Source organism: Nocardia sp. NPDC057440 (assembly GCF_042802915.1).
In the GTDB taxonomy this organism is placed as follows: Bacteria; Actinomycetota; Actinomycetes; order Mycobacteriales; family Mycobacteriaceae; genus Nocardia.
In genome coordinates this window covers 239,326-263,404 of the sequence record NZ_JBHVDF010000002.1, presented here as the reverse complement: position 1 = coordinate 263,404, position 24,079 = coordinate 239,326, and the positions used below count along the sequence as shown (strand labels likewise).

The 24,079-nt window shown below is 65.8% G+C and carries 28 protein-coding genes and 1 tRNA gene; 17 read left to right on the top strand and 12 right to left on the bottom strand.

From position 1 onward, the window contains the following. Positions 1–37: 37 nt before the first annotated feature. From dcd to ACFU4Z_RS04275, 3 genes are all read right to left on the bottom strand, one after another. On the bottom strand, positions 38–610 hold the full coding sequence (gene dcd, locus ACFU4Z_RS04285) for a dCTP deaminase (RefSeq protein WP_379059631.1): 573 nt from the start codon (positions 608–610) through the stop codon (positions 38–40). 65 nt (positions 611–675) lie between these two features. Continuing rightward, entirely contained in the window at positions 676–816 is a 141-nt protein-coding gene (locus ACFU4Z_RS04280; protein ID WP_379059629.1) for a hypothetical protein, read from the bottom strand. Between the two features lie 157 nt (positions 817–973). Beyond that, positions 974–2,536, bottom strand: coding sequence for a glycoside hydrolase family 172 protein (locus ACFU4Z_RS04275; RefSeq protein WP_379059628.1), 1,563 nt, complete (start codon positions 2,534–2,536; stop codon positions 974–976). A gap of 269 nt (positions 2,537–2,805) precedes the next feature. Between ACFU4Z_RS04275 and ACFU4Z_RS04270 the strand changes: the two genes are divergently transcribed. Next, a tRNA-Gly gene (locus ACFU4Z_RS04270) sits at positions 2,806–2,879 on the top strand. Positions 2,880–2,962: 83 nt separating this feature from the next. After that, positions 2,963–3,310 carry a putative quinol monooxygenase gene (locus tag ACFU4Z_RS04265; RefSeq protein WP_379059626.1) on the top strand — a complete coding sequence of 116 codons (348 nt, stop codon included), beginning with the start codon at positions 2,963–2,965 and terminating at the stop codon, positions 3,308–3,310. Here ACFU4Z_RS04265 and ACFU4Z_RS04260 read toward each other — a convergent pair whose 3' ends face one another. Further along, positions 3,311–4,519 (bottom strand): helix-turn-helix domain-containing protein, encoded by a 1,209-nt coding sequence (locus ACFU4Z_RS04260; RefSeq protein WP_379059625.1) that lies wholly within the window; start codon positions 4,517–4,519, stop codon positions 3,311–3,313. A gap of 293 nt (positions 4,520–4,812) precedes the next feature. Here ACFU4Z_RS04260 and ACFU4Z_RS04255 point away from each other — a divergent pair, with 293 nt between their 5' ends. The 7 genes from ACFU4Z_RS04255 to ACFU4Z_RS04225 all read left to right on the top strand — a co-directional run bounded on the left by ACFU4Z_RS04255 (position 4,813) and on the right by ACFU4Z_RS04225 (position 8,557). Then, a complete protein-coding gene (locus tag ACFU4Z_RS04255; protein WP_379059623.1) occupies positions 4,813–5,013 on the top strand; it encodes a hypothetical protein in 201 nt (66 codons plus the stop codon). 14 nt (positions 5,014–5,027) lie between these two features. Then, positions 5,028–5,324 (top strand): hypothetical protein, encoded by a 297-nt coding sequence (locus tag ACFU4Z_RS04250; RefSeq protein ID WP_379059622.1) that lies wholly within the window; start codon positions 5,028–5,030, stop codon positions 5,322–5,324. Beyond that, positions 5,321–5,584 (top strand): hypothetical protein, encoded by a 264-nt coding sequence (locus ACFU4Z_RS04245; protein WP_379059621.1) that lies wholly within the window; start codon positions 5,321–5,323, stop codon positions 5,582–5,584. Before ACFU4Z_RS04250 ends, ACFU4Z_RS04245 begins: the two co-directional genes overlap by 4 nt. Positions 5,585–5,622: 38 nt before the next feature. Next, entirely contained in the window at positions 5,623–5,925 is a 303-nt protein-coding gene (locus ACFU4Z_RS04240; protein WP_379059619.1) for a hypothetical protein, read from the top strand. 130 nt (positions 5,926–6,055) lie between these two features. Beyond that, positions 6,056–7,435, top strand: coding sequence for a UDP-N-acetylmuramoyl-tripeptide--D-alanyl-D-alanine ligase (gene murF, locus ACFU4Z_RS04235; RefSeq protein ID WP_379059617.1), 1,380 nt, complete (start codon positions 6,056–6,058; stop codon positions 7,433–7,435). Positions 7,436–7,451: 16 nt separating this feature from the next. Continuing rightward, a complete protein-coding gene (locus ACFU4Z_RS04230) occupies positions 7,452–8,315 on the top strand; it encodes a phosphotransferase enzyme family protein (RefSeq protein ID WP_379059615.1) in 864 nt (287 codons plus the stop codon). A gap of 110 nt (positions 8,316–8,425) precedes the next feature. Then, positions 8,426–8,557 (top strand): hypothetical protein, encoded by a 132-nt coding sequence (locus tag ACFU4Z_RS04225; protein ID WP_379059614.1) that lies wholly within the window; start codon positions 8,426–8,428, stop codon positions 8,555–8,557. Between the two features lie 92 nt (positions 8,558–8,649). Here ACFU4Z_RS04225 and ACFU4Z_RS04220 read toward each other — a convergent pair whose 3' ends face one another. Continuing rightward, a complete protein-coding gene (locus ACFU4Z_RS04220; protein WP_379059613.1) occupies positions 8,650–9,273 on the bottom strand; it encodes a hypothetical protein in 624 nt (207 codons plus the stop codon). 416 nt (positions 9,274–9,689) lie between these two features. Between ACFU4Z_RS04220 and ACFU4Z_RS04215 the strand changes: the two genes are divergently transcribed. The 3 genes from ACFU4Z_RS04215 (at position 9,690) to ACFU4Z_RS04205 (ending at position 13,037) form a co-directional block, all read left to right on the top strand. Continuing rightward, complete coding sequence (locus ACFU4Z_RS04215; protein WP_379059612.1) at positions 9,690–11,102, top strand: alpha/beta hydrolase; 1,413 nt, start codon at positions 9,690–9,692, stop codon at positions 11,100–11,102. A gap of 454 nt (positions 11,103–11,556) precedes the next feature. Then, positions 11,557–12,477 (top strand): YncE family protein, encoded by a 921-nt coding sequence (locus ACFU4Z_RS04210; protein WP_379059611.1) that lies wholly within the window; start codon positions 11,557–11,559, stop codon positions 12,475–12,477. A gap of 257 nt (positions 12,478–12,734) precedes the next feature. Beyond that, complete coding sequence (locus tag ACFU4Z_RS04205) at positions 12,735–13,037, top strand: DUF1905 domain-containing protein (RefSeq protein ID WP_379059609.1); 303 nt, start codon at positions 12,735–12,737, stop codon at positions 13,035–13,037. A gap of 29 nt (positions 13,038–13,066) precedes the next feature. Here ACFU4Z_RS04205 and ACFU4Z_RS04200 read toward each other — a convergent pair whose 3' ends face one another. The 3 genes from ACFU4Z_RS04200 to ACFU4Z_RS04190 all read right to left on the bottom strand — a co-directional run bounded on the left by ACFU4Z_RS04200 (position 13,067) and on the right by ACFU4Z_RS04190 (position 14,028). Next, positions 13,067–13,399, bottom strand: a complete 333-nt coding sequence (locus ACFU4Z_RS04200; protein WP_379059608.1) for a hypothetical protein — start codon at positions 13,397–13,399, stop codon at positions 13,067–13,069. Between the two features lie 118 nt (positions 13,400–13,517). Beyond that, positions 13,518–13,817, bottom strand: a complete 300-nt coding sequence (locus ACFU4Z_RS04195; RefSeq protein ID WP_379059607.1) for a hypothetical protein — start codon at positions 13,815–13,817, stop codon at positions 13,518–13,520. Beyond that, on the bottom strand, positions 13,804–14,028 hold the full coding sequence (locus tag ACFU4Z_RS04190) for a hypothetical protein (RefSeq protein WP_379059606.1): 225 nt from the start codon (positions 14,026–14,028) through the stop codon (positions 13,804–13,806). Before ACFU4Z_RS04190 ends, ACFU4Z_RS04195 begins: the two co-directional genes overlap by 14 nt. 421 nt (positions 14,029–14,449) lie before the next feature. Between ACFU4Z_RS04190 and ACFU4Z_RS04185 the strand changes: the two genes are divergently transcribed. Beyond that, positions 14,450–15,238: an alpha/beta fold hydrolase gene (locus tag ACFU4Z_RS04185; protein WP_379059605.1), complete on the top strand. Its 789-nt coding sequence runs from the start codon at positions 14,450–14,452 to the stop codon at positions 15,236–15,238. Between the two features lie 4 nt (positions 15,239–15,242). On the opposite strand, the gene ACFU4Z_RS04180 is transcribed toward ACFU4Z_RS04185, so the two are convergent. The 3 genes from ACFU4Z_RS04180 to ACFU4Z_RS04170 are packed head-to-tail and all read right to left on the bottom strand — an operon-like array spanning position 15,243 to position 18,185. Beyond that, on the bottom strand, positions 15,243–15,887 hold the full coding sequence (locus ACFU4Z_RS04180) for a TetR/AcrR family transcriptional regulator (RefSeq protein WP_379059604.1): 645 nt from the start codon (positions 15,885–15,887) through the stop codon (positions 15,243–15,245). 4 nt (positions 15,888–15,891) lie between these two features. Then, positions 15,892–16,656, bottom strand: coding sequence for a crotonase/enoyl-CoA hydratase family protein (locus ACFU4Z_RS04175; RefSeq protein WP_379059603.1), 765 nt, complete (start codon positions 16,654–16,656; stop codon positions 15,892–15,894). Then, positions 16,653–18,185 (bottom strand): acetyl-CoA acetyltransferase, encoded by a 1,533-nt coding sequence (locus tag ACFU4Z_RS04170; protein ID WP_379059601.1) that lies wholly within the window; start codon positions 18,183–18,185, stop codon positions 16,653–16,655. The genes ACFU4Z_RS04175 and ACFU4Z_RS04170 overlap by 4 nt, the downstream gene beginning before the upstream one ends. 138 nt (positions 18,186–18,323) lie before the next feature. On the opposite strand from ACFU4Z_RS04170, the gene ACFU4Z_RS04165 reads away from it, so the two are divergent. From ACFU4Z_RS04165 to ACFU4Z_RS04155, 3 genes are all read left to right on the top strand, one after another. Further along, a complete protein-coding gene (locus ACFU4Z_RS04165; protein ID WP_379060332.1) occupies positions 18,324–19,073 on the top strand; it encodes a crotonase/enoyl-CoA hydratase family protein in 750 nt (249 codons plus the stop codon). Positions 19,074–19,235: 162 nt separating this feature from the next. After that, the gene (locus ACFU4Z_RS04160) at positions 19,236–20,342 is read left to right on the top strand and encodes a DUF4185 domain-containing protein (protein ID WP_379059600.1); all 1,107 of its coding nucleotides are present in this window, start codon (positions 19,236–19,238) and stop codon (positions 20,340–20,342) included. 98 nt (positions 20,343–20,440) lie between these two features. After that, complete coding sequence (locus ACFU4Z_RS04155; RefSeq protein WP_379059599.1) at positions 20,441–21,148, top strand: class I SAM-dependent methyltransferase; 708 nt, start codon at positions 20,441–20,443, stop codon at positions 21,146–21,148. A 178-nt stretch (positions 21,149–21,326) separates the two neighbouring features. Here ACFU4Z_RS04155 and ACFU4Z_RS04150 read toward each other — a convergent pair whose 3' ends face one another. Beyond that, a complete protein-coding gene (locus tag ACFU4Z_RS04150) occupies positions 21,327–21,935 on the bottom strand; it encodes an alpha/beta family hydrolase (RefSeq protein ID WP_379059597.1) in 609 nt (202 codons plus the stop codon). Between the two features lie 301 nt (positions 21,936–22,236). Between ACFU4Z_RS04150 and ACFU4Z_RS04145 the strand changes: the two genes are divergently transcribed. Beyond that, positions 22,237–24,072, top strand: coding sequence for an acyl-CoA dehydrogenase (locus ACFU4Z_RS04145; protein ID WP_379059595.1), 1,836 nt, complete (start codon positions 22,237–22,239; stop codon positions 24,070–24,072). Positions 24,073–24,079: the final 7 nt, after the last annotated feature.

Here is a 24,079-nt window from a genome sequence, read left to right as displayed (position 1 = left end):
GCTCGGCGACGCATCGAGGAAGGCTCGCCGAGCAGCCCTAGTTCGGCAGCGGGAAGTTCAGGTAGGACTTCGACGGTGTCGGACCGCGCTGACCCTGATACTTCGATCCGGTGCTTGCACTGCCGTAGGGATGCTCGGCCGGGCTTGTCAACCGGAGCAGGCACAGTTGACCGATCTTCATGCCGGGCCACAGCGTGATCGGCAGGTTCGCCACGTTCGACAGTTCGAGGGTGATGTGACCGCTGAACCCGGGGTCGATGAAGCCCGCCGTCGAATGCGTCAACAAGCCGAGCCTGCCGAGGCTCGACTTGCCCTCCAGTCGTCCGGCCAGGTCGTCGGGCAGCGTGCACACCTCGAGCGTGGAGCCGAGCACGAACTCACCTGGGTGCAGCACGAAGGGCTCGCCCTCCCCGGGCTCGACCAGACTGGTCAACTCGTCCTGACGCTGCGCCGGGTCGATGTGGGTGTAGCGGGTGTTATCGAATACCCGGAACATCCGATCCAGTCGCACGTCGATACTCGACGGCTGGATCAGGGATTGCAGGAGCGGCTCGACGCCGAGACGCCCAGCGGCGATCTCCGCACGGATGTCACGATCGGAAAGCAGCACGCGACGAGACTACTGCCTGCTCGATACGGCCCGACGCCGTGGCATCCGGCTTCGGCGTCGTCGAGTTACCGCGACTGGAGGAAATCGCGCACGGCCGCGGCGAATCCGGCCCGGTCGCCTTTGTGCACGAAATGGTCGGCGTCGGGGGTGACCAGCGCCGCATTCGACCTCTTGACGCACATCTCCTCGGCGAGCTCGGGGTCCACGCACGGCTGCTTGTTGCCGACGACGCACATGTACAAGACAAATGTTCAAGTCGTGGCTCGGCCGCCATCGCTCGGCATGAACGCGGCTGCCCGAGCTCGATGAGCGTTGCGCCACAAGGGAGTTCGACAGAGATCACCGATGATGCGGGGTGTCGGCCTAGGTCTGCGTGTAAAGGAATGCGACGGAACCGTATTCGGCCTGCTCGTCGTTCGCCGGTCCGTGTTCGATACCGAAGCGCAAGCTGGATCGGTAGTCCACCGCTTCGGCGAGCATCAGGCGGTAGGCGGTCACGCAGTAGTCCCGGCATCGATCATCGGTGGTGCGGACACTCGGCTGCCCGGTGAGCGGCAGGCTGTAGCGGGTGCCGTGGTCGAAGAACCAGCCGCCCTCGTAGAAGTCCTCCGTGCCGGTGCCGTAGAGCTGCGGTACCGGGGAGCCGTCGATATAGACGCGCTCGTCGCCTTCCAGAAAATGTGGGCGCAGGTCGCCCGGGAACGGTTCGATCCGACGGCCGCTCATCGAATGCGCGACTCCGACGAACTTGCCGTGCCCGACTTCGTCCACGAACGGCCAGTCTTGGCCGGGTGTGGTCGGTCCTGCGAACGATCGCGTGGTGAAGTATCCGGCGACGCCGCTTTCGAGCGCAGGACCCCACTGGGGGTCCGGCGCGATGACCACTTCGGTGCCGACATCGTGGATCGCATCGTCGGTCGTGTTCACCAATGCCACCTCGACACCACGGCCGAACGGCATCGGCCACCACGCCGAGAACCACCCGCCCGGCTCCGCGTCCGCCGCGAACATCAGCGATCGAACAGCCACCGCGGGTCCGAGCCCGACACCGAAGAACTCCGCGAGCGGCGCGTCGACCGACTCCCTTCCGTCGAAACCGATTCGGAGACGCAACGCTGCCACCGATGTTTCCACCGGCAGCCGCAACCGCAGCGCCGTCACGCTGCCCGGCCCCGTCGCCCACGCGATCGGCACCTCCGCGTTCGCGGGCACATCGACGGCGCCCGCCCGCGCGCGAGCACCCGGGACGACCGGTTTCGGATCCCGAGTACCTGCCGCCTGCAAAACCGCCAGGACATCCTCCGCCCGATCGGCCGGATCGAAGGTCGTCACCGCCTCCGCATCGGGGAAGTGCCGGTAGGTGACGTGGTAGTACTGCAAGTCCGGCGCCACGCTGATCCGCATCGACTCCCGATACGGCATCGGCACCTTGATGTACACCCCGCCAGGAGACTGCACGACATTCGCCACCAGCGGAAACACGAATGGAGCGCCGAGCGCACCGTCTACCACCGACTGCAAGGGCGCATCCACAACAGTGCTGCCATCCAGCTCGATCCGGATGTTCCCGAGCGCCGTGACATCTCCCCCGTCCTTGGTGAACCAGATCGAATCGATCTCTCCGGGCCCACGATCCTCCGCCACCACGCACCCGACCCCACCGTCACGCAGACAGCCACCAGCACCGTCGTCATTGCCGCCACCGCGATCGAAACTGGAGTACTGCAACGTCTGCACGCCCACGCCCAGATACGGCAACCGATCCAGCCGCCGATAGCTCTCCCAACCCACCGCGAAGTTCGGCACGTCCGGGATATTCAGGACCTCCGGCTCCGCCTGCGCTGCCCCAGGGCATACCGCGGCTGCGCCGAGCAGGATGGCACCCAACATCCGAACCGGCAGCCGCACCGAAAAGCCATTGGCCACGAAGGAGCCCTACCGCTCGAACACGGAAGTGGTCATCCACCTATTCAATCCGGATCCCCAGCACAGTTCCCGCCGTACCGGCAGCACGGTGGAAATCGGGCGTGTCGGCTCTCGCGCGAGCCCGTCGGGTCGGTCGCCACCCAGGCCGCGCGAGCGCAGCGCCACAGCCTGAAACGGGCCATCACGACCAGGTCAACGCCGTTTTACCAGCGTTTCTACCGTCTGCAAACCGGTCTCTGATAGAGTCGCGAACGCGCACAGCCGCAGTTGCCGATGTAGTTCAATGGTAGAACTTCTGCTTCCCAAGCAGACAGCGCGGGTTCGATTCCCGTCATCGGCTCCACACGAAAAGGGCCTCTGGCCAGTGCATTTCACTTACTACCGCGGCGGGCCGCGGTAGCTGGTGTAATCCGACGCCAACCGAACATGGCAGTCGGGTCGATCAGTTACGGTGGGCCGATGTACGCACTCGTGGTGAAGTTCGACTTGTTCGACGCCGAGAAGGCGGCGGGCTTCGACCAGCTCGTCGCCGAGACCGTTAAGAGCATCACTGAAAACGAGCCCGGCACGCTGGTTTACGCCACCAACATCGTTGAGGGCGAACCTCTCTCGCGGATCTTCTACGAGGTGTACCGCGATCGCGAGGCGTTCGCAGAGCACGAGCGGCAGCCCCACACTCGACGGTTCTTGGACCAGCGCAGCGAATACGTCGCTTCGTTCCGCGTCGAGTTCCTGACACCGCTGGTCGCGAAAGGTCTGCCCGCCGCCGACTGACTACAGGCGGTCGGTGATCCCGCACCACACCGCGAATCCGTGCACGGTGTCGACAGACCGTGCCTCCGCCCGCGCCAACGCGCGCACCGTCTCGTGAACCATCGGGTTGTACCGAGTCTGCGACGGCGCAATCGACTTTGCAGTCACGAGAGCGTCGAACGCGCGACGACGCTCTCCGTGCATCAGGTAGGCGCGGGACAGGTCGATGTAATGGTGTCCCGCGCGCTCTTTCGGTGCGTCGGCCGGGATGACCAGCGCCCGCGCCCGGTTGAGCGCTTCGGTGCCATCCATGGCCTCGACCGCCAGCGCGACAGACCAGATGCCGACATTCGTCGGACCGAACGACAGGACAGGGTCACGGTCGTCACCGAGGCGGGCCGCGGTCTGCCGTGCTTCATCGAGATGCATATCGGCAAGATCGCGTTTCCCGGATCGTGAGGCGGCTAGCCCGGATTGCAGGTGCAGACCTCCCCAAGCGATGAGGTCATGTCGTCGACCGGCAGCGAGGCGCGGTTCGATGCTGGACCGGCAGCGCTCCAGGAAATTGAGTGCTGCACTCCAGTCGCCGCCCGAGGTGAGTAGGGCGGCGCGTTGGAACTGACTCGTTGCAATCCACAGCTCGTTGCTTGATTCGGTGGCTGCCCACGCGAGCCGGTCGATCGCGAGCGCGGCCAGGTCGGTGTACCCAAGCTTGTGAGCGAGGCTGTGAGCCGAGTAGTAAAGCTCGCACAGCATCGTCAGCGCGCGGTCGCGGTCGCTCCCGCTGCTGCGATGCACGGCCGCGCGCACCTCACCCAGGAGGGAGGGCAATGCATAGCCGAGCTTGTGGAACGACGCGGCCCGGCGATATCGGCACACCTTCTCGACATCACCGGCTATCTCCGGCAGCCCACGAATGAATGGCACATACGCGTTGTCAATGTCGTAGGCGGCCAGCTCGGTACGCAGCACCGCTAATGCGGCATGAACCTCGGCGTCCTGTCCGGGCGTTGGGGCGAAGGGCTGCCCAGTCAAATCGGTGACGTTGACCCGCAGCGCTTTGGAAACCGCGCCGAGGAAGGCGGGGGTAGCACCCACTCGCTTTTGCTCGACCGACCGAATCAGGCCGAGCGATATATTCGATCTCTCCGCCAGCGTCTTCTGGGTGAGCCCGGCCAACTTCCGCGCCTGTGCTACCCGGTCCGCAACGCTACGGCGATCTTGGCCCATAAGAGTCACCATTCCATTCAACGCGCACCGTAGTACCCGGAGTACGAAAAACGTTGGTACTTCGCGGACGTGGACTGCGGCACCGTTTTCATCAGGCCCCGACGCCGGGTAGGGGGCGTCCCCTCATCGGCAGACCGACTCGCATCTAGCCGCCCGTTGGTGTGCGCAGCTCCTCAACGTTGGGTGCCTACCAATGAGCCAGCAGGGAGGCGCGGGATGAGTTGGTCCGACAAAGATGACGATGACGACAACGGGACGGCGCGGCAGACCTTCTATCAGCGGGAGGAGCTGCCATGAACGCCGCCGAAATACTACCGAATCGCATTCCGTTCGTCGGCCCACCGGCTATCTATGTCGGAGCACCGGCCGATGTGGTCGAACGCTTCGCCGAGGCCGTCCGAGAGTGGGCAGGACATCCCCCGCCCGCTGAGCCGTCTCGGTGCCGGGGTGTCGAGTCCCTCGGCACCGGGCGCACCACTGACGAGGTGGCGTAATGCGCCGAGATGGGATGCGGACCACTCGAACCGAGGATGGTCGCAAGGTCGCGGTGTGGCAGTTAGCGCAGCGTTCTGCACGCATCCTGCGTGTGCAATTCACTTCCGAGTCGTTTACCGCCTATCGCCTGCCGTCGCGGACACCGCTCCCTGCCGCGCAACCCGGAACGATCATGTTCGACGGGGACGCGGATCTGGCCGCCGCGCGGGAGATGCTTCACACGCACGGTGACCTTTGGGACGCGCTTCGCGATGACTACTGGGCTGCCTTGGTGTCGGCGAAGGATCTGCCGAACATGTTGGGGGCGTGAGTCAGATGTTCGAGATAGTTCCGGCATGTTCGAACGCAGTTGCTCCGTCCGTGCGGGCATTGCTTGCAGCGTTTCATGAGGACACCGCCAGCAAGCTGGAACTTGCTCCGGTTGAGAGCACTCCGATCTATCAGCGCGCAGACGGTTCGCTGAGCCGGGTCGACGAAGACGGCTGGATCTCCGATTCCGACACCGACCTGGACAAAGTCGACGCAATCACGATCATGCCGACCAGCGTCGTCGACACCGAAGCGTCATGACCCGGCAGGAACCAGCAGCGCGATCGAAGGGAAAATGCATGCACCGCAAAGCAATCGGGCTGTTGCTGCTCGACATCACGGGCCCGAACCGGGTCCGTGACGAGCAGGTGATCAGCGACTTGGCCCGCCAGCGCGGTTCCGAGTTCACCGGAATCCTCACGATCCGATCAGACACGTACATGCCCACGACTCTGGTTGTCGAAACCGTTTGCAAGGCAGGGGCTGTCGCGGTTCTGACACCGCATCTCGACCACTTCGGCAGACACGCACGAGCGGTCGCCCTGGCCTGCGATCTAGTGACACCGACCGGGACCGTACCGCGCTCGAGCCGCGAACGGTGACCGCCGACTGCTGGACGGCTCGCCGGCTCGCCCGCCGCCCACAACGACGCGAGTAGATTCGGCAGGCTTTCGATGCCGAACTTGCTCAACCTCAGATACGCCTTTGTCGCTCTACTGAAAGGAACTACCGATGATCTCTATGACACTGGCCGAGGTTGCCCAGACCACCGGAGGCCACCTCGACGGCATCACGGACCCGCTCCGCATGGTCACCGCACCCACCGCGTTCGATTCCCGCAACGTCACGGCGGGCGGTCTGTTCGCCTGCCTGGAGGGTGCCCGAACCGACGGCCACGAGTACGCGGCGGACGCGTTCGCCGCAGGTGCAGTGGCTCTGTTGGCCAGCCGCCCGACCGGATTCCCGGCTGTGATCGTCGACGATGTCGTGACCGCCATGAGCGACCTCGCCCGTGAGGTCGCGGCGCGCTACACAGGAACCGTGCTCGCGATCACCGGCTCGGCGGGCAAGACCAGCACAAAAGACCTCCTTACCCAGATCCTCCAGCGCCACGGCAAGGTGACCGCTACCGAGCGGTCGTTCAATAACGAGCTCGGTTTCCCGCATACAGTCCTTCGCGTCGAGGCTGACACAGATTTCCTGGTCTTGGAGATGGGGGCCAGGGGGAAGGGGCACATCCGCCAACTCGCACAGATCGCCCGGCCCGCGATCGGCGCCGTGCTCGGCGTGGGCTCTGCGCATCTCGGTGAGTTCGGTACCAAAGAGACCATCGCAGAAGCGAAACGCGAACTCGTCGAAGCACTGGACACCACCGGGACGGCCATCCTCAACGCCGATGATCCGCTGGTACGAGCTATGGCTGACCACACCATTGCCGAAGTCCTCTGGTTCGGCACCACTGCTGATGCCGATGTACGAGCTGAAGACGTCACACAGGACGCCCAGGCTCGAGCCAACTTCACGCTGCGCTACAACACCGACGCCGCGCCCGTACAGCTGCGCGTCGTCGGTGAACATCACCTCACCAACGCGTTGGCCGCCGCCGCGCTGGCGTTGAGCGCGGGCGTGCCGTTCTCCGTCGTCGTCGACATTCTCAACGACGCCACATTGTTGTCCGGCAGTCGAATGGAGGTCACCGACTGTGCCGACGGCGTGACGGTCATCAACGACGCTTTCAACGCCAGCCCAGAGAGTGTGGCGGCGGCCCTGCGTTCACTGGCTGCCATCGCCGCCGATGACCGCCCGTCCATCGCGGTTCTCGGCGAGATGCGCGAACTGGGGGATGCTTCCCCCGGGCTGCATCAGGAGATCGGCCGCCAGGTCGCCGATCTCGGTATCGGACAACTGATCACGGTCGGCGGACCCAACGCCGAGTTGATGGCCGCCGCCGCCCGCGAAGCAGGTTCGGCTGACGTCGCCCACGCCACCTCCAAGGACGAGGTACTCGGGTTGCTGACCGATGCGCTCTGCGGTCGGGATGTGGTCCTGATCAAGGGAGCGAACTCCGCCGGGCTGTTCGAGACCGCTGCCGCCCTTTCCACCCAACACTGACCAGAGAAGTACCACCATGACCACTACTGACATCGTGGACCTGGCTCGCCGGGCCTGCGTAGGCGCTCACATTCCAGCACGGCGGATCATCCCGATTCGGTTGCGGGACAACGCGATGTTGCGCACCGACGGTCCGGTTGTCATCCGCGTGCACCAGCGAGGGCAGCTCGACACTGCAGTCCGCGAATTGCGCGCGGCGGACTGGCTTCGCTCCCACCACGTTCGCGCGCCCGAACCTCTGGTGCCCGATCCGATTGTTGTCGGCGGGCGACCCGTGACGTTCTGGGAAGATCTCGGCGGCGGTGGTCCAGCGGATGCCGCCGAGACCGGTGTCATATTGCGGACCTTGCACCAGCTACGTGTCCCCTCACATCTGGGTTTGGCGCGCTTCGTTCTGCCGGATTTCACCTCCCGGATCGCACAGTCGCTCACCGACGACGACGCGAAGTCGTGGCTTACCAACCACGCGGACGAGTTGAAGGCGAGGTGGAACACCCTCGAATGGCCCGCCCCGTGGTGCGTGATCCATGGCGACCCGAGCCCGGCGAACACGATGATGGCCGCGCACGGCGGGCACGTGGTTGATCTCGAGCGGTGCTGTATCGGTCCGCCGCAGTGGGATCAGGCGACCTGCGCGTTCCAATCCGACACCCTGTCGGATCCGCCTTCACGTTGGGAGGCTTTCCGCGATGCCTACGGGGCAGATGTCACAGAGTGGGAGGGCTACACCGTGATTCGTGATGTTCGCTCATTCGAGCTGGCATTGTTCGCGTTGCGGCACGCTGCCGTGAGTGCTCATGCTCGGGCGCAAGCGGACTACCGGCTCGCCTGCCTGCGGGGGCATCGGGGGCCGCGACCGTGGAAGTGGATTGCACCCTGACCAGAGCCCGCTACCTGCGGGGAAATGCGTTCCGGCAGTATCGTCGGAACGCTCTCACCGAAGGTTGACGTAGCGTCTCGAAACTCAATTTCCCTGCAGGACAAGCGGGCGTGCGGCGATGGCCAACGCTCGACGACGCCGGCGACCTGATTGCGCCGATCGCCGGCTCTCGCGCACCGACCAAGGATCTCGCCGATATCGCGGATGGGGATCTCGCGGCGGTGATGACCGCCTGGACTTGACCGACGAGCGATGCACCTCGCGCGGCTGATGCCGGTCGACACCGTCTGGTGCCCGATGCTCGCACCTAGGCATCGAGCTCCAGACCCGCTTCCTACTGCGTCGCTGTTGTCGTCGTAACGGTCGTCGTCGGCGCAGTCGTCGGCGCGACTGTGGTCGTGGCAGGAGGTTCGGCACTGCTTGTCGTCGTGGGGTGAATCGGTTCGGGACACTGGCCGGTGTGTACGCCGATGTTGTTGATCTCGTCGTTGGACCGTGGATCGCCCGCGTAGTTGATCTTGTCGGTGCACTTCACGTAAACGCCGCACGGGGCGTCGCCGCAGTAGTCGGTGCCGCCCGGCGCTGGAGGCGGATAGCTCGTTGTGCCGCAGAAGGTCGCGCCACAGGTGTCCGTACCGCCCGGGGTTTCGGGCTGCTCGGCGGCCGGCTGTCCAGCGCCTGCTCCGCCCTCGCTGCCCGTATTACCCCCGCCTCCCCCCGCGCTTCCCGGATTTCCCTGGGCCGCACCGGGATTGCCCGGTGCCGCGGTGGCGGCCGGGGGCGTCGTCCTCGATGCGCTGATCGAGGTGACCTTCGCACTGCTGGAGCTCGGCGCGGCGGAATTCTCCTGGTCAGCCGTGCACGCGGTGACGATCAGCGCCAGCGCCACGACACCGAGCGCCAGTCCCGTGCCAGTGCGCCATCGACGCCCCTTACCCAACATCTGCATGATCCGCACGATCTCTCCTCCTGTGCCTGCCGCCCTGCCTGAAAAGGACAGACGTGCAATGGGTCTGGTGAATTGGGACGGTTGTTCGATGCCCCTGCGTAGTCGTCGGATGATCCCCTGTTGTTACTGACGCGGAAATCACAATCGTTCCGACCTCCGGCCCCACGTTGACGAGATCACCCGGTACGCCGAAACAGTCGATCAGCAAGCTTCGGCATGACCGACCGCGAACCACGCGGCCTTCGAGATCCCCGAGGGCGATGACCCGTTCGGCGGACGCGGCGTGCGTTCGGGCTGGAGCGATCCGGCTGCTCGCAAATGTGCAGTACCGGAGGGTGAGGCGGGATCGCTCGCTGGAGTGATGTGGTCGGCAGAGGAACACGGCGACGATCATTCGTATGCACTTCCGTCGCAAATTACTCGGTGTGAGCTTGGCCGCCGCACTGATCACGGCGGCATTGGCCGCTTGCGCTTCCACCGCGAGTCCGGCGCGAACACTGAACTGGCTACCGTGTGCCGAGAAGACCGAATTCGACTGTGCGACAGTGACTGTGCCCATCGACTGGTCGGACCGAAACGGTTCGACAATCGATATCGCCGTGGTGCGCGATCGAGCCGACGATGCCGCAGGGAAGATCGGAACGCTGGTTTCCTTGCCCGGCGGGCCCGGCTCTTCGGGGGTGGACGAAATCCTGCGTGGCGGAAAGTTCTCGCCGGAGCTGCGGGCGCGGTTCGACATCGTCAGCATTGATCCGCGTGGGGTCAAGCGCAGCCATTCGGTGCAGTGCGATTCCGGACTCGCGGCGAGCCGCCCGAACATGGTGCCGGACACCGGCGGGCGGATCGACGATATTCATTCGTACGCAAGAGATCTCGCCGACAGCTGCCGTCAGTACACCGGGCCGCTGATCGATCATCTCGACGCGGTGAGCGTCGCACGGGATATCGAGGCACTGCGGTCGGTACTCGGCGAGAATCAGCTCACGCTCTACAGCCGCTCCTACGGCACCATGCCCGCGCAGGCGTACGCGGAGCTGTTCCCGAAGCGATTGCGTGCCTCGCTGATGGACAGCGTGGACGATCACAGCCTGGACGGTCGCGGATTCCTGGCCAGCGAAGCTCGAGCGGGCCAAGACACTTTCGACGAATTCGCATCCTGGTGTACGCGCGACGAGCAGTGCGTCCTATACGGCGCCGACACCCACCGCGTCTATGGCGAACTGTTTTCCAGAGCCGAGCACGGCGAGCTGCGAGACGCGGAAAAGCCCGACACCCCGCTAGGCCCACTCGAATTGAGCCGCACGGTCACCCAGCGGCTCTATGCGCCCGAATGGCAGCGCCTGGCAACCGAACTTCGAACACTGAGCGATCAACCGTCCGTCCTCCCGATGCCGACTGCCCCGATCGAGCGATCCGGTAAGGCGACGCCAATGCCGGAGATCATCCTGTGCTCCGACTGGCGCTTCGACATCGCCGATCAAGACGACTGGCTGCGGCTCTGGCGGGAACAGAATGCCAACACCCCCACACTGCGCGCCCATTTCGCCTGGGCCGCAGGCACTCTCTGCTCCGGCTGGCCGACCCCACCACAGAACCCGCAGCACCGCCCGCAGATCGAAGACGGCCCACCTATCCTGATCTTCAATTCCTTGCACGACCCCGCAACCCCCCACGAATGGGCAACCCAGGTAGCCGACCGAACCCCACGCGCGACCCTCCTGACCTACACCGGCTGGGGCCACGGCGTCTACCACCGCACCCCCTGCACCACCACCGCGGCCGACCAATTCCTGACCACCCTGGCACTGCCGCAGACACCCAACTGCGCGCCGGCCTGACCCAGGCGCGAGCGACAATGCCTACCGACCATCCGTACCCCCGCGTCCTCTGGTTCCGGTTGTAGTCGCCGAAAAACATGACGCAGTCCTTCGGATCAGCGACGAAAACAGCTCACTACAAACGAAATCCAACTGTTAGTCGATGCGGACGCGAGTCCGGAAATATCCACCCGCGCATGCTCTCGAGATTCTATAAAGAAACTCAGACCACGCCGAGCCGACAAAGTCCTACCAGGACTCCGCTAGCAATATCAGTCAGGTTCTGCGTCAACCCGCCATACACTTACACCGCGATGGTTTGGAGCACCTTGGGGTGGGCCGCCGCTTTCCGGCGGAGAACTGTGCACCATCGTGAATACACCGTGTCGCGCTACGGCTTGCTGAGCGCACCCTGACGCTGCTGCACTCGACTAATTCGGCACAAGATCGATCGTTCCCGGCGGACAATGGCGAAATGAGAATCGTCGCAACCATCACCGTCGGAGCGAGGCCGACGTGTCTGGCCGCCTTCAACAGTCGAGTGTGGGTCACGAACAGCGATGACAACAGCGTGTCGGTAATCGACACGGGCACGAACACTGTCGCCGCAACGGTCACCGTCGGCGTACGCCCCACAGGGGTGGTCGCCGACCCCCAGACCGGCGTCTTCGTCGCAAACAGCGGCGAAGGCACCATCACGGTGCTCAACCTCGACAACACGCCGAAGGCCACCATCGAGATCGAGCCCTTCGCGGGGATCCCACTACATCCGGTCGGGGTGGGGAACCTGCATTTCGCGGCCATAGTGGTCGTGTTCAACCGTGACGGTGGAGTGGCACAGATCAACCACGGCCCCGCGCTGCCCGCCGCCACCTCCCTTTTCGACGGCGGCGATCCCTCTGCCTTCACGGGCATCGCACGCAGCCCCCATGGGGTGGCTTTCGGATCGGACCCCCATCGATTCTTGTACGTGAGCAATCCCGGCGCGGACAGCGTTTCCGTGTTCGATATCAGTGCGGGGTTCCCGCGGCACCGTGCGCGCATCCCGGTCGGCCTGCGCCCAGTGGGGGTGGCCGCGCACCCGCAGCAGCCGCTGGTTTATGTCGCCAATTCCAAGTCCGACACCGTGTCGGTAATCCACGAGGAAACGGTGATCAGGACGATCGATGTCGCCGCGCGTCCCTTCGGCGTGGCGGTCGATCAACACGACCGAGTCTGGGTCACTCACGACGCGGGTCTCGTGTCGATGATCGACGCCGTGACCGAGACTGTCACCGCCACCGTGGAGGTCGGCTCCCGGCCGGAAGGCGTCGCCGTCGATGCGCACACCGGCCACACTTATGTGGTCAACAGTGGTGAAGGCACCGTGAGCGTGATCGGTCCGGACGGGGCTTGAAATAACCGCGCTCGTCCCCGGACCCGATCCGCCACCTGCGATCGGAGCCATCCTGTGCACTAACAAGTCGATCGCTGGTTTTGAGACGTTCTCCGCTATCGGTATGGGCGCAGAGTGCAGAACAGGGCTTTTCGAATAATTTCCCGCCCTCGTCGTAAGGACTGGGTTCACTTCTCGGGTCGGCAACAGAACGCGGGCGCGTACCGGGCCCAACCATCGGTCGGCCAGATGTCGGCGCCGCTCGCTACAGTCACGCGGTGGCTGTAGCGCGGTACTCGTTCACGGCGGAGGTGTGGGAACACGGTGGGCAAGGGTCGTGGCATTTCGTGGACCTGCCCGAGAGCATCGCCGATGAGATCGAGGAGAGGTATTCGCACCGGGCCGGTGGGTTCGGAGCGGTGAAGGTGGAGGTGACCATCGGCGGTAGCCGTTGGTCGACCTCGCTGTTCCCGGCTAAGTCCCGGGCCACCTACGTGCTTCCGGTGAAGAAGCCGGTGCGGATCGCCGAGCAGCTCTCGGCCGGATCCCCGACGCGCATCGAACTCGTCGTCATCCTCTGATCCGCGCACCGGCTCGACTCATGATCGGGTCAGTGCTGCGCGAGGCACTCGCTGACGATTTTGCTGGTGGCCTGGCGGGCCTTGTCGGCGTCTTCCTTGCTCATACCGAGGGTTGTCGGGTCGACAACCTTGGTGTCGTATTCGCTGCCTGTCATCTTGCGCAGGCCCTCCTGCGAAATACCCTGCTCCACATAGAGCTTCGCCGCGCATTCGGCGAGCTTCGGGTCCTGCAGTCCCTTGTCCTGCAGCGACTTCGAGAGATCTGCCTGGGTTATCGCGGTCGGCGCCGCGTCCGTGTCGTTACCGCACGCCGCCAGCATCGGCAGCGCGACAGCGGCCGCGGCGATCAGGAAAATCCGCACCTGACTCCTCTTCTCAGTAAGCTTCATTAGGGCGGCCACTTCGTAGGCGCCGCAACGATAATGCCGCACCGAGGCCCCGGTGGCCGCCCGAGCCGAAGTTCCCGGCCCGGGGAAGCAGTCACAGATCCATGGCCGCCCGCAATGCGGTGTCCAGCCGTTCGAGCTCTTCGGTTTCCATTTCATCGACTCGCTCGGCGAGCCAGCCACGGTAGATGCGACCGATATTGCCCGCGTGCACCCACCCGTGCCGTGATACCGGCACCGCGAGGATGTCCTGCGGATCCTGATCGAGTATCTCGGCGGCGATCAGCCACTGCCTCGTCGACTCGTTGATGCCATCACTGCTGATGAGCACGACGGTGCGGCGCCGCGGCGGCGAACCATGGGGATAGTAGGTCCACAGTTCACCCCTGCGCACGCATCGCCTCCTCGGCGGCGGCCAGCTCCGCCTCGTCCGCCGCGGCATCGGCCGTCACATCCAGCATCGGACCGACTCCCGTACGCACGGCCTCGCGGCGCGCTGCCTTCGATATCCACGCCGAGGGCGACATACCGGCTCTGGCCGCGGCCTGTTCGGCGAACGACCAGGCGGCCTCGTCCAGCGAAAGGGTGACCTTACGCGTTGCCATACCTTTTATCGTACCGATCCGAGCCCGTTTCGGCTCGTCATCAAGGGGCGCTGACATGTCGATGCGAGAGGTCTCTGCCTATTCGACCAGTTCGTCGACCTCGACGGCCAGGGACGGGGTGTCGCCTTCGCGGTCAGCGCACGCGAGCACGACTCGGGCTGAGGTCTTTCTTGCCGCGGCCACCGCCAGAGATACCGGCCGCCGTCTAGATGTCATCGGCGGATGCCCGGCGCAGCCCGTACTAGGCCGTCGAGGATCTTTGTCGGTAATCAGCTCGGATGGTCGTGGCCGGTGCTTCGCGTCGCGGTGCAAGGGCGGAGGGTCGGCAGCAGGCGCAGCGATATCGATCCAAACTGATGGCTGGTGACTGCTGTTAGTGTGATCTCATTCGGCCGATCGCGAAGAACTGGGGATCACGAGGATGACGACGCTGAATCACCACCGGGTCGGCGCCGGCGAACCGCTGGTCCTCGTGCACGGGATCGGCAGCAGGTGGCAGGTGTGGGAACCGATCATCGACAGCCTCGCCGAATCTTTCGACGTCATCGCCGTCGACCTGCCCGGGTTCGCCGGTTCCGCGCCGCTGGCGCACACCACCGTCGACACGCTCACCGATGCGCTCGCCGATTTCCTCGCCGCCGAAGCCATCCATCGGCCGCACCTCGCGGGCAACTCGATGGGCGGGCTCATCACGCTGAACCTCGGCGCGCGCGGGCTCGCTCGATCGGTGACCGCCTTCTCACCGATCGGATTCTGGGAGACCGCGGGCCGCGTCTGGTGCCAGCAGTCACTCGGCAAGTCCAAGGCGCTGGCGGGCCCGCTCGGATCCGCGTTGCCGAGGATCCTCGGGACCGCCGCGGGCCGGACCGCCTTTCTCGGCCTCGTCTTCGGCAAGCCGTGGGCGGTCTCCACTCAGATCGCCATCGACACCGCGGGCGGTGCGGTCAACGCCCCCGCCTTCGACGACGCGCTCACCTCGTTCGCCGCGGCGGAGCTACACGAAATCGGCAGTCTCACAGACATTCCCGTCACCATAGCGTGGGGCAATCGCGACATCCTGCTGACCTATGCCACGCAGAGCCGCCGCGCCCGCGCGGCGTTGCCGAACGCCGGGCACGTCACCCTGCACGGCAGCGGGCATACCCCGTTCTACGACGACCCGGCCGCCTGCGCGAAGGTGCTGCGGGACACGATCGCCGGTTGCCCGTAGCGCCCTATCGGTCCGACCGTGGTGCGGTAAGGGTGCTCGGCTCCGCCGTGCCCAGCAGGATGCGCACCGCGTTTCGCCAGCGGTGCTGGATGATTCGGTTCCGATCGAGATCACCGGTCAACAGCGCGCGCAGCGCGAGACCGGTCATGATCTCGATGGTGAATTCGGTGATCGTCGGCACCCGGGGATCGTCGGGGAACTCCGCGCGGAAGAGGTCGCGAATGCTGTTGTGCATCAGATCGAACAGGCGGTGCTCCAGCGGCAGGAAGGCCGCGAGCAGTTCCGGGTCGGTGCGGGCGCCGACCCACATTTCCAGCGCGGCCAGGAAGGTCGGGCCGCTGAGCATCCGCATGGTCAGCTCGACTGCCGTCTCCAGCCGATCGGATTCGGCGGGTATCGCCTCGAATTCCCTTGTCAGCTGGAGGAATCGACGTTCGGCGACATGTTCGACGGCACCCGCGAGCAGATCCGCCCTTGTCGGAAAATAGTGCTGCAGCGTACCGCGCGGGACACCGGCCCGCTTCTGCACTTCGAGTGTGGTCGTGCCCGCGTAGCCGACCGCGACCAGGCTCTCCACCGCCGCGTCCAGGAGGCGGGTGCGCATGCGTGCCCTGCGCTGCGCCTGCGTCTCCCGGACGCGTTCGGTCATGACGTCAGCGTCCCTGCCACTGCGGTTCACGCTTCTGCGCGAAAGCGAGTGCGCCCTCGGCGGCATCCTTGGAAAACAGCGCGGGCAAAGCGATTTCGCCCTGCTTGGCGAAACCCTCCGCGACGCTCCAGTCCGGCGACTCGTCGATGATCCGCTTGCTCGCGGCGACCGAGAGCGGTGCGGCCGCGACAATGTCCGCTGCCAACGCCAGCGCACCTTCCAGCGCGCCACCGGGTTCGGTGACCCGGTTGACCAGCCCGAGCTGGTAGAGCCGCTCGGCGCCGATCCGGCCGCCGGTCAACGCGAGCTCGGCGGCCATCGGCCGCGGCAAGCGCTGTGTCAGGCGCAGCACTCCGCCGCCCGCGGCGACAAGACCGCGCTTCACCTCCGGAATGCCGAACTGCGCGTCGCGCGCCGCGACGATCAGATCACCGGAGAGCGCCAACTCGAAACCACCGGCGAGCGCGAACCCCTCGACCGCCGAAATCATCGGTTTGACAGGTGGTTTCGCGGCGATGCCGAGCGGGCCGCGGCGCTGTGTCATCGGCATCTCGCCCTTGGCGGCCGCGACGAGGTCCATTCCGGCGCTGAACGTTCCGCCCGCACCGGTGAGCACAAGCACGCGGGCGGAGTCGTCGGCCTCGAACTCGTCGACGGCGGCCTCGATGGCCTGTGCGGTGGCCAGGTTGATGGCGTTGCGGGCCTCGGGACGGTTGACGGTCAGCAGCGTGACGGCGTCGCGCCGTTCGACAAGGATCAGGTCGGTCATCGGGCTGTCCTCTCGGTGAGCAGGGTGAGCTGGTGTGCGGCCGCGATGTCGACGGCGACGCCGAGCGGATCGCCGTCGGTGAACGCCGCGATGGTCTCGGTATCGGACACCCGCACCAGTATGCGTGCGCCGTCCGGGTTGAGCGCGCTGATCACCACGGCCTCCGGCTCATCGGCGCGGTCGGGCCCGCTGCCCTTGCGATAAGCGACGGTGTAGGACTCGACGATGGCGGGCCCGGTGTAGCCGGGCACCGTATCACGCCGTGCGACAGGCACTTCCGCCTCGACGGCCCGAAATAGTCGGGCGGGCGGCCGCGCCGAGTACACGCCGACACCGTGTTTGGTGATGTACCAGCCCAGAGCGGTTGCCAGACCATAGGACCCGGAGTCCTCGCGCAGCAGGCCGACCAGCGTCGCGAGGGCATGGGTGGTGTAGTTGTTGCCCGGCCCGCCGCCGAAGGTGAGTCCGCCGGTGACCGAGAGCGGCCGGGCGGGATCGTCGATCGGCAGTCCGAGCGCCTCGGCCGCAACCTGCACGGCGACCGGGAAGCAGGAATACAGGTCGAGGTAGGCCACATCGTCGATGGCGACGCCCGCGGCCGCCAATGCGGCCTGCCCGGCAGCGGCGATGGCCGGCGAGGCGGCCAGATCCGCGCGCTCGGAGACGAACCATTCATCGGTGGCCGTCGCGCCACCGTGCGGGAAGACCCACCGGTCGTGCGGGACACCCGCCGCGTCGGCGGCGGCGGCGCTGCACACGATCAGACCGGCGCCCTGATCCACGGACAGATTCGCGACGAGCAGCTTCGGGTACGGGGTCGACACCAGCCGGTTGGCCGGACTCGGCGTCACCAACTCAGCGATCGAATGCTCGATGGGCTGCCAGGCATACGGGTTTCGCGCCGCCACCCCGGACAGCCGCGACCACAGCCCGCCGATCCGCTCCCGATACTCCTGTTCGCTCAGGCCGAGGCGTCCGCGCAGGGCGGTTTCCATCAGCGCGTAGAAATACACCGGGCCCCACAGCCCTGCCGCGGTCTCCATGTCGGTGTTGGGTCCGCGCTCGGAGCCGATGACGTCGGTCGGTCGCGCCGCTTGCGGCTGCTCGGGCCACTCGAGCGTGCCGCCGCCGCGGGTCGCGGCGTTCCAGGATGCGACCGCCTCCGCTCCGGTGAGCAGCGCGACGTCGGACTTCCCATCGGCGATCGCCTGCGCGACGGTGTTGAGCAGCCGTAGCGGTGCGTCACCGCCGAACCGCGCGGACTGCACCGTCCGCTTCGGGGCCGCGCCGAGTTCGGCGGCGACGAGTGCGCCGAAGTCCGGATAGGGACGACTGACCGGCGCCGCCGTGGCGATCAGGTCGGCCGCGCGGAGCAGTCGGTTGCCGGCGCCGCTGTCGGATCCCGCGCGACGCAGGGATTCGGCGGCGAGTTCGACAGGTCCGGGCAGTCCCGGCTCGCCCGGCCGGTGCACGATCTGCCCGGCGCCGACGAGCACCGGCGTTCGGGGGTCCATTCCCGCTGGCAGCATGTGTTCCTCCGCTTCACGCTCCAGTTACCGTCAGCATTGACGGTAACTACAGTTTCGATTAGAACAGGTGCCGCCCCGACGGGCAATGGCCGAAGGCGCGAACTGACTCACGGGTAAGATTCGGGAATGGGCACTAACATCGCGCTGCGGTTGGACGGCGACCGCGCCTACGTCACGCTGGACCGACCCGACAAGCACAACGGCCTCACCCTCGAGATGCTGCGTGGGCTTGCCGAGACCGCACGCACCATCGCCGACCTCAAAGGCCTGCGGGCGGTCATCCTGTCCGGCAACGGCCCGAGCTTCAGCAGCGGCCTCGACGTCGCCGAGGCCACCAGCGACCCACTGGCCGTCGTGCGCGGCTTCATCCCACTGCCCTGGCGCGGCACCAACACCTTCCAGGAAGCCTGCTGGGCGTGGCGTCGACTCCAGGTCCCGGTGATCGCGGCGGTACATGGTCGCTGCTACGGCGGCGGCCTGCAGATCGCACTGGCCGCGGACTTCCGATTCGCCACGCCGGACGCGGAATTCTCGGTGATGGAAGCCAAGCACGGCCTGGTGCCGGACATGACCGGCGCCGCGACGCTGTCGCGCCTGATCGGCATCGACAAGGCGCTGCTGCTGACCATGACCGCCGACATCGTCGACGCCGCCTATGCCGAGCGCATCGGCCTGATCACCGAGGTCACCACGGACCCGGTCGCGACCGCGGAAAAGCTCGCCGAACGCATCGCGAACCGCTCCCCGCACGCTGTCGCGGGAGCCAAGCGACTGTTCGATCGGTCCTGGGAGGCTTCCGTGCGCCGTACCTTCGCGATCGAGCGGGCCATTCAGCTGCCGCTGATCGTGCGAAAGGCGACGTCCCGGGCCGAAAACCCACCGAAGTAATCGTTGACTGTCACCGATTAGTGACCCAAGCCCACCAATTGCCCGGGATTGGCTGTTAGCATTTCCAACGATTTGCCAGCCAGTCGAAATGTGCCTGGAAACACACGACGGGGGTCGGTGTATCGAGCATGCTTCGGCGAGAGACCGGAGGGCTCAAAGACTTTGACCAAAACCGGATCCATCCTGCTGTCCGCGCTGGCGGGTGCCACGGCCTTGCTCCTCACCGCGACTACCCCAGCCTCGGCGAACCCCAACGCGATCAACCCGTTTCCCGTGCTCAACGGCACAAATGGACTGCCCAATCTGGCCGGTCGGACCAAGGCGGTTTTCCAGGTGACGGGCATGGCCAGCCCGAACAACACCCAGACCTACAACGTGCTCGGCACTGATCTCGGCATCATGTGGGACAACGGAAGCGGCGAAATGCTGACCGCGTTCGGCGACACCGCCGGACTCGGTTTCCCGAATTTGCTCGCCGGTAGCATGTGGGCGTGGCGCAGCAATATTCTTGTGCGAAGCCATACTCAGGACCCGGCCAACGGCATATTCTTCGACAGTGTCGTGCGGGATGTATTCGGGCAGGCGCGCGACCTTATCCCCAGCCCCAAGATTCCGTTCATCGAGATCAGCCGCATCCCCACCGCGGGCATCGCGGTCAATGGTGTCCAGTACATGAGCCTCATGTCGGTGCAGAGCTGGGATGACGTCGGGCAGTGGACGACGAGCTTCTCCGGCCTCGCCGCCTCCGGCGACAATGGCGAGACGTGGGCCGAGCTGCCGCAGACCCGCAGGCCCAACGAAGGGGCCGACGCCAACTTCCAGATGAACGCCTTCCTGAAAGACGGCGGGTACGTCTACGAATACGGCACCCGCTCCGGGCGCAACCGTGCGGCGTTCGTCGCCCGCGTGCGGGACAACGACATCGCCAACCTCGCCGAATACGAGTACTGGGACGGCGAGCGCTGGAAGAAGGACGACGTCAACGCGGCCGCGCCGATCATGTTCGGCGTCGGCGAGCTGTCGGTCATGTACAACCAGTACCTCGGCCAGTACGTCGCGCTGACCACCGATCCGTTCAATTCGGTGGTGATGCGTCGCGCGCCGTCACCGACGGGTCCGTGGAGCGATCCCGAGGTGTTGATCGACACCAGGGAACTGCCGACCGCGTACGCGCCGTCGATTTTCCCGTACCAGACCGGTCGTGACCTGTACTTCCTCACGACGGTCCACAGCCAGTACAACGTGGTTCTGATGCGCACCACGTTGTGACCACGGCCCGCGCGTCGGCCCGGGTGGTCCGATGACTCCATGTCCGGATCGGACGCGGCGCTGCGAGGCGGCCCTGGCCTGTCCATAGACTGACGGGTATGGAGGCGGCCGATTGGGACGCGCGGTATGCGCAAGGTGAATTGGTCTGGGGCGCACCGCCGAACAGCACGGTGGTCGAGCACGTCTACGGGCTGGAGCGGCGCACACCGCTACAGTCCGACACCCCGGACGGCGATGTGCCTGCGCTGCCGCGCGCCCTCGACCTCGCCTGCGGCGAGGGTCGAAACGCATTGTGGCTGGCCACGCACGGCTGGCAGGTGCACGCGGTCGACTATTCACAGGTGGGGGTCGACAAGGGCCGCACCGTCGCGACCCGCTTGTCGCGCTCCGTACGCGGCCGCATCACCTGGCAGTGCGCCGATGTCACCGACCTCGACGCGGCGGGTATCACCGGCCCGTACGAGCTGGTCCTGATGGTCTTCCTGCACCTGCCCGACGAGCAGCGCCGCACCCTGGTCCGTCGCTGCGCGGATCTGCTCGCCCCCGAGGGCACCCTGCTGATCCTCGGGCACGACGCCACCAATGTCACCGACGGCTACGGCGGCCCGCAGGACTCGTCGGTCCTCTTCACCCCCGAAGACATCGTCGCCGACCTCGGCCCGAAATCCGAACACATCCAGGTCCGCATCGCCGAGCGCATCCTGCGCCCCACCGAAGACCGCGATGCCATCGATGCCCTGGTCGTCGCGACCAGATCGGCAGCAGTACCTGACCAGCAAGCACTGGAATCCCAGACCGCCGAGTGACCAGAGACCCGCCTGAGTCGCGCCGAGCATGCCCGTTCCGCTGGTCACCTCGAGCCCCAAGACACGGTCGGTGCGCATGACCCGGATCAGCAGACGACATCGACCCGAGCACTTTTCAGCGTCACCGAGCCAAATCAGAAGTCCAACAGATAGCTCTGCTCAGAACTAGAAGCAGCGGTTATCGGAGTGCGAGTCCGGCCCAGCGCCGCAGCGGCGGCGTCACGATGTCGGCGATCTCGGCGAAGCCGCTGCGGAACGAATGCGGTTGCCCGGCAATGGTTTCCACCTGTGTCGCGTCGGCGGCGGCGGGCACGCCGAACGGGTCGCGCGCGCCGTTGATCACCACCACCTCGATATCACCGGTCGATCGCAGCTCCTCGACGCGGGTGTTCTCCGGCTTTCCCGGGGGATGCAGCGGAAAGGACAGTGCGATCACCCCGCTTGCCTCTGCGGCGATCGCGGTGCGGCAGGCCACCCGGGCGCCATTGCTGCGACCACCCTGGATCAGCGGGACCTTCTTTACCTTTTTACGCAGGCCCGCGACGATCTCGAGCCAGGCTTCGTCCTGCTTCACCGCCGAGCCCGGCGCACGTCGTCCCGCGACCCGATAGGGCTGCACGACTCTGGCCACCGCACCGCCGAGCTCGAGCGCACGATCGCGCACCGCGATCAGGTCTTTCGCGTCGACGCCACCCCCGGAACCGTGCGTGAGCAGCAGCAGGAAGGCAGGCGTTCGCGGCTTGTCGAGCTCGATCTCGGCAGGCCCTGCGCTCGTCTCGATTCGCACACCCAACGGTAGCGCTCCAGCAACCAGGAAATAGTGAGCGCAACAGGGCCTTCGCTCGGCAGTCGAGCCAGGTCGGCAACCTCCCTCTTACTCGAGCCGCGGCGGCGCGGCAACGCCTTCCAGTGTTTTTCGCGTCACATTGCCCGCTCGAGCCTTTGCCTCCCCATTACCGGCCGGTAATATGTTTCATAAGTTACCCGCGAGTAGCATGCGGAAACCCGGATGGCTACCCGGTGGCGACAACGGGCGGGAACGGCAAGCAACCGACCGCACCAACTCAACGGAGAGTGAGTAGACAGACATGGGCCACTACAAGAGCAACGTCCGCGACCTGGAGTTCAACCTCTTCGAGGTACTCGGCCTCGGTGCGCTCCTCGATGGCGAAGCATACGGCGATCTCGACTCCGAGACCGTCAAGGAGATGCTCAACGAGGTGCGTCGCCTGGCTGAGGGTCCGCTGGCCGACTCGTTCGTCGACGGTGACCGCAACCCGCCGACCTTCGACCCCGAAACCCACGCCGTCACTCTCCCCGAGTCCTTCAAGAAGTCCTACCGCGCGCTCGAAGACGCGGGCTGGGCCAAGGTCGGCGTCCGTGAGGAGCTGGGCGGCCTCGGCGCGCCGAGCGCCGTCACCTGGGCGCTGGGCGAAATGATCCTCGGCGCCAACCCGCCTGCCCAGATGTACGCGGCGGGCGCGGGCTTCGCGCAGGTCTTCTACAACAACGGCACCGATGAGCAGAAGAAGTGGGCTCAGATCATCGCCGACCGCAACTGGGGCGCCACCATGGTGCTGACCGAGCCGGATGCCGGCTCCGACGTCGGCGCCGGCCGCACCAAGGCGATCAAGCAGGAAGACGGCACCTGGCACATCGAGGGCGTCAAGCGCTTCATCACCTCGGGTGACTCCGACGACCTGTTCGAGAACATCATGCACCTGGTGCTGGCCCGCCCCGAGGGCGCAGGGCCGGGCACCAAGGGTCTTTCGCTGTTCTACGTGCCGAAGTTCCACTTCGACTTCGAGACCGAGACCATCGGCGACCGCAACGGTGCCTTCGTCACCAATGTCGAGCACAAGATGGGCATCAAGGTCTCGGCCACCTGTGAGGTCACCTTCGGCGGCCACGGCATCCCCGCCAAGGGCTGGCTGGTCGGCGAGGTGCACAACGGCATCGCGCAGATGTTCGACGTCATCGAGAACGCTCGCATGATGGTGGGCACCAAGGCCATCGCGACCCTCTCGACCGGCTACCTGAATGCGCTCGACTACGCCAAGCAGCGCGTCCAGGGCTCCGACCTGACCCAGATGACCGACAAGGCCGCTCCCCGCGTCACCATCACCCACCACCCGGACGTGCGTCGTTCGCTGGCCCTGCAGAAGGCATACGCCGAAGGCCTGCGCGCCATCTACCTCTACACCGCCGCACACCAGGATGCCGATATCGCGCAGCTGGTTTCCGGTGCCGACGAGGACGTGGCCTTCCGCGTCAACGATCTGCTGCTGCCGATCGTCAAGGGTGTCGGTTCCGAGCGGGCCTACCAGTACCTGACCGAATCGCTGCAGACCTTCGGTGGCTCCGGCTTCCTGCAGGACTACCCGATCGAGCAGTACATCCGCGACGCGAAGATCGACTCGCTGTACGAGGGCACCACCGCCATCCAGGCGCAGGACTTCTTCTTCCGCAAGATCGCCCGTGACCGCGGCGTCGCGCTGGCCCATGTGGCGGGCCAGGTGCAGAAGTTCATCGAGTCGGAGGCAGGCAACGGTCGCCTGAAGGCCGAGCGCAAGCTGCTGGCCACCGCGCTGGAGGACGTGCAGGCCATGGCCGCCACGCTCACCGGCCACCTGATGGGCGCGCAGGCCGACCCGAAGGAGCTCTACAAGGTCGGTCTCGGCTCGGTGCGCTTCCTGCTCTCCGTCGGTGACCTGCTCATCGGCTGGCAGCTGCTGCGTCACGCCGAGGTCGCCATCAAGGCTCTCGACAATGGCGCCACCGGCTCCGACGAGGCGTTCTACACCGGCAAGGTCGGCGTCGCGCAGTTCTTCGCCCGCAACGTGCTTCCGGAGCTGACCGCCACCCGCGCCATCCTGTCGAACCTGGACAACGACATCATGGAAATCGACGAAGCGGCGTTCTGATGCGGTA

Coding starts and splice junctions, on each gene's coding strand:
- ACFU4Z_RS04250 (WP_379059622.1), top strand. CDS start 5,028: ATGCGGACCACTCGAACCGAGGATGGTCGCAAGGTCGCGGTGTGGCAG.
- ACFU4Z_RS04240 (WP_379059619.1), top strand. CDS start 5,623: ATGCACCGCAAAGCAATCGGGCTGTTGCTGCTCGACATCACGGGCCCG.
- ACFU4Z_RS04265 (WP_379059626.1), top strand. CDS start 2,963: ATGGCAGTCGGGTCGATCAGTTACGGTGGGCCGATGTACGCACTCGTG.
- ACFU4Z_RS04185 (WP_379059605.1), top strand. CDS start 14,450: ATGACGACGCTGAATCACCACCGGGTCGGCGCCGGCGAACCGCTGGTC.
- ACFU4Z_RS04260 (WP_379059625.1), bottom strand. CDS start 4,519: ATGGGCCAAGATCGCCGTAGCGTTGCGGACCGGGTAGCACAGGCGCGG.
- murF (WP_379059617.1), top strand. CDS start 6,056: ATGATCTCTATGACACTGGCCGAGGTTGCCCAGACCACCGGAGGCCAC.
- ACFU4Z_RS04210 (WP_379059611.1), top strand. CDS start 11,557: ATGAGAATCGTCGCAACCATCACCGTCGGAGCGAGGCCGACGTGTCTG.
- ACFU4Z_RS04170 (WP_379059601.1), bottom strand. CDS start 18,185: ATGCTGCCAGCGGGAATGGACCCCCGAACGCCGGTGCTCGTCGGCGCC.
- ACFU4Z_RS04180 (WP_379059604.1), bottom strand. CDS start 15,887: ATGACCGAACGCGTCCGGGAGACGCAGGCGCAGCGCAGGGCACGCATG.
- ACFU4Z_RS04155 (WP_379059599.1), top strand. CDS start 20,441: ATGGAGGCGGCCGATTGGGACGCGCGGTATGCGCAAGGTGAATTGGTC.
- ACFU4Z_RS04255 (WP_379059623.1), top strand. CDS start 4,813: ATGAACGCCGCCGAAATACTACCGAATCGCATTCCGTTCGTCGGCCCA.
- ACFU4Z_RS04175 (WP_379059603.1), bottom strand. CDS start 16,656: ATGACCGACCTGATCCTTGTCGAACGGCGCGACGCCGTCACGCTGCTG.
- ACFU4Z_RS04230 (WP_379059615.1), top strand. CDS start 7,452: ATGACCACTACTGACATCGTGGACCTGGCTCGCCGGGCCTGCGTAGGC.
- ACFU4Z_RS04145 (WP_379059595.1), top strand. CDS start 22,237: ATGGGCCACTACAAGAGCAACGTCCGCGACCTGGAGTTCAACCTCTTC.
- ACFU4Z_RS04190 (WP_379059606.1), bottom strand. CDS start 14,028: ATGGCAACGCGTAAGGTCACCCTTTCGCTGGACGAGGCCGCCTGGTCG.